This window comes from Nonomuraea cypriaca (assembly GCF_015645445.1).
GTDB lineage: Bacteria > Actinomycetota > Actinomycetes > Streptosporangiales > Streptosporangiaceae > Nonomuraea > Nonomuraea cypriaca.
Window position 1 is genome coordinate 1 of record NZ_JADOGI010000384.1, and the last position, 6,343, is coordinate 6,343.

The 6,343-nt window shown below is 72.0% G+C and carries 7 protein-coding genes; 6 read left to right on the plus strand and 1 reads right to left on the minus strand.

Features of this window, described 5'->3' with window-relative positions:
* Positions 1-1,002, minus strand: a 1,002-nt coding sequence (locus ITP53_RS53190) for an FAD-dependent oxidoreductase (RefSeq protein ID WP_195903106.1), incomplete at its 3' end; no start/stop codon positions are given.
* 171 nt (positions 1,003-1,173) lie between these two features.
* Here ITP53_RS53190 and ITP53_RS53195 point away from each other — a divergent pair.
* The 6 genes from ITP53_RS53195 to ITP53_RS53220 form a co-directional block, all read left to right on the plus strand.
* Positions 1,174-1,539, plus strand: a complete 366-nt coding sequence (locus ITP53_RS53195; protein ID WP_195903107.1) for a SchA/CurD-like domain-containing protein — start codon at positions 1,174-1,176, stop codon at positions 1,537-1,539.
* A gap of 61 nt (positions 1,540-1,600) precedes the next feature.
* Entirely contained in the window at positions 1,601-2,785 is a 1,185-nt protein-coding gene (locus tag ITP53_RS53200; RefSeq protein ID WP_195903108.1) for a nucleotide disphospho-sugar-binding domain-containing protein, read from the plus strand.
* A 53-nt stretch (positions 2,786-2,838) separates the two neighbouring features.
* Positions 2,839-3,786 carry a hypothetical protein gene (locus ITP53_RS53205; protein WP_195903109.1) on the plus strand — a complete coding sequence of 316 codons (948 nt, stop codon included), beginning with the start codon at positions 2,839-2,841 and terminating at the stop codon, positions 3,784-3,786.
* Positions 3,787-3,810: 24 nt separating this feature from the next.
* A complete protein-coding gene (locus ITP53_RS53210; protein ID WP_328818734.1) occupies positions 3,811-4,071 on the plus strand; it encodes an acyl carrier protein in 261 nt (86 codons plus the stop codon).
* Complete coding sequence (locus ITP53_RS53215) at positions 4,064-5,287, plus strand: beta-ketoacyl-[acyl-carrier-protein] synthase family protein (RefSeq protein ID WP_195903111.1); 1,224 nt, start codon at positions 4,064-4,066, stop codon at positions 5,285-5,287. Before ITP53_RS53210 ends, ITP53_RS53215 begins: the two co-directional genes overlap by 8 nt.
* A partial coding sequence (locus ITP53_RS53220) for a beta-ketoacyl synthase N-terminal-like domain-containing protein (protein WP_195903112.1) occupies positions 5,284-6,343 on the plus strand: 1,060 nt, incomplete at its 3' end. The genes ITP53_RS53215 and ITP53_RS53220, both read left to right, overlap by 4 nt.

Consider the following 6,343-nt stretch of genomic DNA (forward strand, 5'->3'; position numbering starts at 1 on the left):
CCCGTTGAGCACCCCGGTGAGCTTCCATGCCAGGTTGTGCGCGTCCTGGACGGCCGCGTTCGCGCCCATCGCGCCGGCCGGCGACCAGACGTGCGCCGAGTCGCCGGCGAGGAAGACCCGGCCGTCGCGGTACCTGTCGGCCACCCCGACCGCCTCCTCCCAGCAGGCGACGTCCACGACCGTGACAGGGACGTCCCGGCCGATGACCGATCTGGCCACCCGTTCGCAGCGCCCCACGGTGAAGTCGGCGGCCGACTCCTTGGCCGGGTCGTAGGTGAAGCTGATCGCCCACTGGCCTGGGACCGCGGTGCTGAGGAACGAGCCGAGCCCGATCTCGTCGTTGACCACGATCCAGAGCATGGCCCGCTGGGGCACCAGCCCCGACAGCTCCGCCTCGACGATGAAGGTCACCCAGTGCTGGGTGATCCCCGGCCCGGTGTGGTCGATGCCGAGCCCCCGCCTGATGGCGCCGCGGAAACCGTCGGCCGCGACCAGATAGTCCGACCTGATGGTGCGCCGCCGCCCAGTGACGCGGTCTTCCGTCACCGCCGCGACCCCCTCGGCGTCCACGTCGACCGAGAGGCACCGCGTGTCGAACCGGATGTCGGCGCCCAGCCCGCGGGCGGCGTCGATCAGGATCGGCTCCACACTGCGCTGGTCGGCCATGACGTACTCACCGGCGGTCAGCCCGGGAAAGGCCCTCGGCGAGTCCTCTCCCAGCAACCAGGTCCACTCGTCCGCGAGGCTCGCGCAGCGGACGACCCCCGATTCCGCGTCGAACGGCTCGCCGGCCGCCGCGATCCGGCCTGCCAGGCCCAGCGGGCGGTAGATCTCCATGGTGCGCTGGTTGATCCCGCGGGCGCGGCCCTGGATGGACACGCCCGGTTGCTTGTCGACCAGCACCGGGCGGACGCCCTGCCCCGACAGGAACAGTGCCGAGGCCAGGCCCGCGTATCCGCCGCCGACGATGAGGACCGGCGCGTTTTCGTCAGGCGTCGTCATCAATGCTCTCCTTCTCCGGCTGCATCGGTGCGCTGGCCCGGAGGTTTCCACGGCATGCTCAAGCCTCGCTCGGGGCGGCGGCGGGCCGGCGATCACGTCGAGTCTCGTCCGAGTACGCCGGTGCATGCTGCGTGCCGTACAAGACCTGGACTGTCCCTTGGGAGGACGACGATGCCTTTCGCGGCGATCACGTACAACATCAAGAGCGGCTACGAGGACCGGGTGGCCGAGGTCTTCAGCGGCTTCCAGCGGCCGAAGTCGGCGGTGGTGCAGGGCTCCGACGGGGAGCAGGCCGGGCGGATCCTGGCCACGGCGGTGTTCATCAGGGACGACCTGCTGGTGCGGTTCATCGAGTTCGAGGGCGACATCGACGCCATCGCGCGGCACATGGCCGCCCAGCCGGGCGTACAGGAGGTCGAGCGCAAGCTCAAGCCGTACCTCAGCGTGCCGCGCGACACCGGCACCGCCGAGGGGTTCGTCCGGACCTTCAAGGACAGCATGCTGCGGTCCGTCACCCAACTGGCCGTGCCGCGCTGAGTCGAGGACGTCTCCAGCGCCGCTCGAGGCGCCGCCCACCGGCCCGTGATGCCCTGGGCCCATGCGGATACTCTTCACGACCTGGGCCTGGCCGTCCCACCTGCAGGCGATGGTGCCGCTCGCGTGGGCGTGCCGGGCCGCCGGTCATGACGTGCTGGTGGCGAGTCAGCCGGAGCTCACCGGCGCCATCCTGCGTACCGGCCTGCCCGCGGCGCCGGTCGGACGGGACGTGGACGCCGTGGCGGCCTTCCACGACATCATCTTCCCGCCGCCCTCGGCGCAGCGGCCGGCGGGCGGCGGGCCGCGCGTCTTCGGCCTGCTCGCCGAGCTGGCCGAGGCGATGGCCGGCGACCTGATCACGCTGGCCGGGCGGTGGCGCGCGGACCTCGTCGTGTTCGAGCCCACCGCGTTCGCGGGGCCGCTGGCCGCCGCCGCGCTGGACATCCCGGCGGTGCGGCACCTGTTCGGCACCGACCTCATGAGCGTCGTCGGCCGCTTCCTCCCTGACGTGCTCGCCCCGCTCGGCGCGAAGCTGGGGCTGGACGCCGTCGACCCGTTCGGCGTGGCGACCGTCGACCCGTGCCCCGCCGGGCTGCAGGTCCCCGTCGGCTCCCGCCGGCTCCCCATGCGGTACGTCCCCCACAACGGGCCAGGCACGCTGCCCGCCGGGCTGCCCGCGCCGTCCGGCCGCCCGCGCGTGTGCGTCACGTGGGGCACCACGCTGAGCCGGGTGGATCCCGGACTCTTCCTGGCCGGCGACGTGGTCAGGGCGATCGGCGACCTCGACGTGGAAGTGGTGGCCGCGGTCACGCCGGAGCAACGCCCGCTGCTCGGCGAGCTGCCGCCCGGCACGCACGTCACCGAGGGGACGCCCCTCGACCTGCTGCTGCCGGCCTGCGACTACGTGGTGGCGCACGGTGGCGCGGGCAGCCTGCTGACCGGGCTGACCCACGGGCTGCCGCAGCTGCTCATCCCTCGACTGCCCGACCACCAGCGCCACGCCGCGCGGCTGACCGAGGCGGGCGCCGGCCTGGTGCTCGCGGCGCCGGCCGCGGAGCCGGCGGCGATCAGGGATCACCTCGCGGAGTTGCTGGCCAAACCGGACTACCTGGCCGCCGCGCGGCGCTTGCAGGCCGAGATGGCCGGCCAGCCGTCCCCCGCCCAGGTCGTGAACTCGCTGGAAAGCCTCCTCGTCGAGCCGGGCGCGAGCCGCCCTCAACCGTCTGTGGTGACTGTCGAACAATGAGATCCACCCCGAAATTCGCGCACGAGTCATTCGCTCGGCGACACCGTGGCGGGATGCTGCTCGAAAGGCATGGCATCGATCTCTATCCGCATCCCTTTCTCGGCTTCACCCTGCCTCCCGGCCACCGTTCGCCCGGCCTCAACACCGATGAGGAGGGATTTCGTCTCTCCGACTCACCGTTCGGCACGGTCGACACCAAGACGTGGCTCGCCTCGGGCGGCGGCGGGATCTTTCTGGGCAACTCGGTGGCCGTCGGTCTCGCGGCGACCTCCGACCGCAACTCGCCCCCTTCGCACCTGGCCTTCATCTCCGGGACCCGGCAGCTCAACCTGGGCCTGTGCGCGGCGGTCTCGCTCCAGGAACTGGCCGCCGCCACACCGTTCCTGCACGCCGCGTCCACGGTGGTGATCATCGGTGGGGGCTCTGACTTCGTCAACGTGGTGGGCTCGCTCGACCCGAGCGGGCTGTTCGGAGCCATCTCCTACGAGCGCACCTTCGCCGACCTCGCCGAGATCCCGCTGTTCGACCTGGCCACCCTCGCCTCCGGCGAAGCGGTCCCGGATCTCGAGTCCCGACGCCGCAAGCGGCCCAAGCCCGCCGCCTGGGACCTCGCCGACGCCGTGCCGAGGATGGAGGCGGCGGCCCGCAGGCGGCTCGAGCATCTCGCGTTCCTCGCGCGGGCGGCGGGCGAGCGTACCCGGATCGTGTTCTGCCTGCAGCCGTTCGTGACCTCGCGCACGAGAGACCTCAGCCCGGAGGAGAAGGCACGGTACGACTTCGACGCCCCCGTGTTCGGAATCCTGCACAGCACCATCGAGCAGAACTGGGACGCCTACGCCGGCCTGTTCGCCAAGGGCTGCGCCGATCTGGGGATCTCCTTCCTGAACCTGTCCGCCGGCCTCTTCGAGGGCGACGCGTTCGCGGACACCGTGCACTTCACCGATGAAGGCAACCGGCAAGCCGCGGAAATGATCCACCGGGCGCTAGAGCGCGCCGCCTAACCGAGAGGAAACATGATGTCCCACGTGGCGATCCAGGCTGAGCGGCTGCAGCAGATCCGTGACATCCTCGTCGACGTCCTGGAGATCGAGCCGGACGAGCTGACGGAAACCAGCGACTTCGTCAACCAGCACGGCGCCGACTCGCTGCTGGCCATCGACATCATCGCGAGCATCGAGCGGTCCATGGGCGTACGCATCCCGAGCGCGGCCCTTCCTGAAATGGTCAACCTCGGGGCCGTGGTCGAGCTCGTGCTCCGTTACGAGCAAGAGGACACCGATGCGTGAAGCCGCCTCGCGCCGGGTCGTGGTCACCGGGCTAGGCGCGGTGAGCAGCCTCGGAACGGGCGCCCGCGCCTTCGCCGACGCCATCAGGGCGGGGCGGAGCGGCGTGTCGCCCATCAAGAGCTTCGACGTCGGAGGGTTCCCCCACACCTACGCGGGCGAGGTCCACGACTTCGACCCGAGCCAGGTGCTGCGCAGGCTGCGTGTCGAGGAGTGGGGGAGCAGCAGCCTGTTCGCCGCCTCCGCCGCGCGGCTGGCGTTGACCGACGCGGAGATCGACCCCGCCCAGGTGTCGGCGGCGCGTGCCGGTTCGGCGATCGGGACGACGTTCGGTGAGTCGGTGGTGATCGAGGAACTGGTGAGCCAGTGGGTCGGCGAAGGACTCGAGGACATCGACCCGGCGCTGGCCCGCCGCGCGCCGGCCAACCGCATCGCCACCGCCGTCAACGCCGAGCTCGGCCTCACCGGCGAGGCCCACACCATAGCCACGGCCTGCTCGGCGAGCAACTACACGCTGGGTTACGCCTACGACCTGGTGCGTACCGGCGAGGCGGACTTCATGATCAGCGGCGGGGCCGATTCGGTCAACCGCTGGGAGCACGCGGGCTTCTACCGGCTCGGTGCTCTGGCCGAGTCGGTGTGCCGGCCCTTCGACACGCACCGCTCGGGGATCCTGACCGCGGAGGGCGGGGTCGCGTTGTTCCTGGAGCCGCTGGAGGGGGCCCTCGCCCGTGGGGCCCGCATCTACGCGGAAGTCCTCGGGTACGGCGTCAACTGCGACGCCAAGCACCCGGTCGCGCCCGACCCGACCAGCATCGCGGAATGCGTACGCGCGGCGCACCGCAACGCCGGGGTGCGCCCCGACGAGATCGACTACATCTGCGCGCACGGCACGGGAACCCCGACCAACGACGCCACGGAGGTGAAGGCGGTGCGTGAGGTGTTCGGCGACGACCTGCCGCCGATCAGCTCGATCAAGTCCATGATCGGCCACACGATGGGCGCCGCCAGCGGTTTCGGCGCGCTCATCTGCTGCATGGCGCTGCACGACGGGTTCCTGCCGCCCACGGCCAACGTCACGGAGATCGATCCGGCGCTCGGCCCCGGCGTGGACTGCGTCCCTGGGACGGGCCGGCCGGCCGCGCCGCGGATCGTGCAGAACCACGGCTTCGCCTTCGGCGGGAACAACGCGATCACCATTCTGGGGAGGGTCGCGTGACGACGCGGGCGCCACTCGTGATCACCGGCTGCGGCGTGGTCTCGCCCGCCGGCATCGGCCTGGAGGCGCTCACCGCCCAGAAGGCCGGACCGGCGGAGCCTCCGGCCGGGGACTACCCGCCGATCCCGCTCGCCGTGACCCCCGACCTCAGGGTCGAGGACTACCTCGGCAAAAAGGGCATCAGAACCCTGGACCGCACCACGCGGCTCGCCCTGGTGGCGAGCAACCGCGCGCTGGCGACGCTGGACACCCCGCTGAGCGACGAGGACCGCGCGCGAACCGGCGTGGCGATCGGGACCAGCACGGGCAGCATCCGCAGCTCCACCGAGTTCTCCCGCGAGACGCTCATCCGCGAGAAGCCCTACCTGGTGCAGGCCACGCTCTTCCCCCCTTCGGTGATGAACTTCTGCGCCAGCCAGATCGCCATCTGGAACAGGCTGCGCGGCGTGAACGCCACCATCGCCGACGGCCGCGTGTCCGGCCTGGGCGCGGTCGGCTACGCCAGGAACGCGATCATCCAGGGTCATATCGACCGCGCCCTGGTCGGCGCGGTGGAGGAACTGTGCCCCCAGTCCGCCTGGGCCTGGCACCTGTCCGGCGCGCTCGCGCCGGGCGCCGCGGTGGGGGAGGGGGCGGCCGTCTTCGTCATGGAGAGCGCCGCCGGCGCCGCCGCGGCGGGCCGCACGCCGCTGGCCGAGGTGCTCGCCTGCGAGGTGGGCACCCTGGGTATGTACGACCTGCGCCAGGGCCTGGCCACCTGTGTCGGCCGCGCACTGGAACGCGGCGGAGTGCCGGGCACGGCGGTCACCGCGGTCTCCCTGAGCGCCTCCGCCCTGCGCGGGCTGCGGGCGGCGGAGGAGGCCGGGGTCCGCAGGGCTCTGGGCGGCCCGCTGCCCCCACGGGTCAGGACGGCGGCCGTGCTGAGCGAGAGCTTCAGCGCCACCGCCGCGCTCCAGCTGGCGGACGTGCTCGCCGCCTGGCGCGGCGCCGCCATCGAGACGGCCGGCGACGTGGCACTGGTCGTCGTCACCGGTGACGACGGCAACGTCGGCTGCC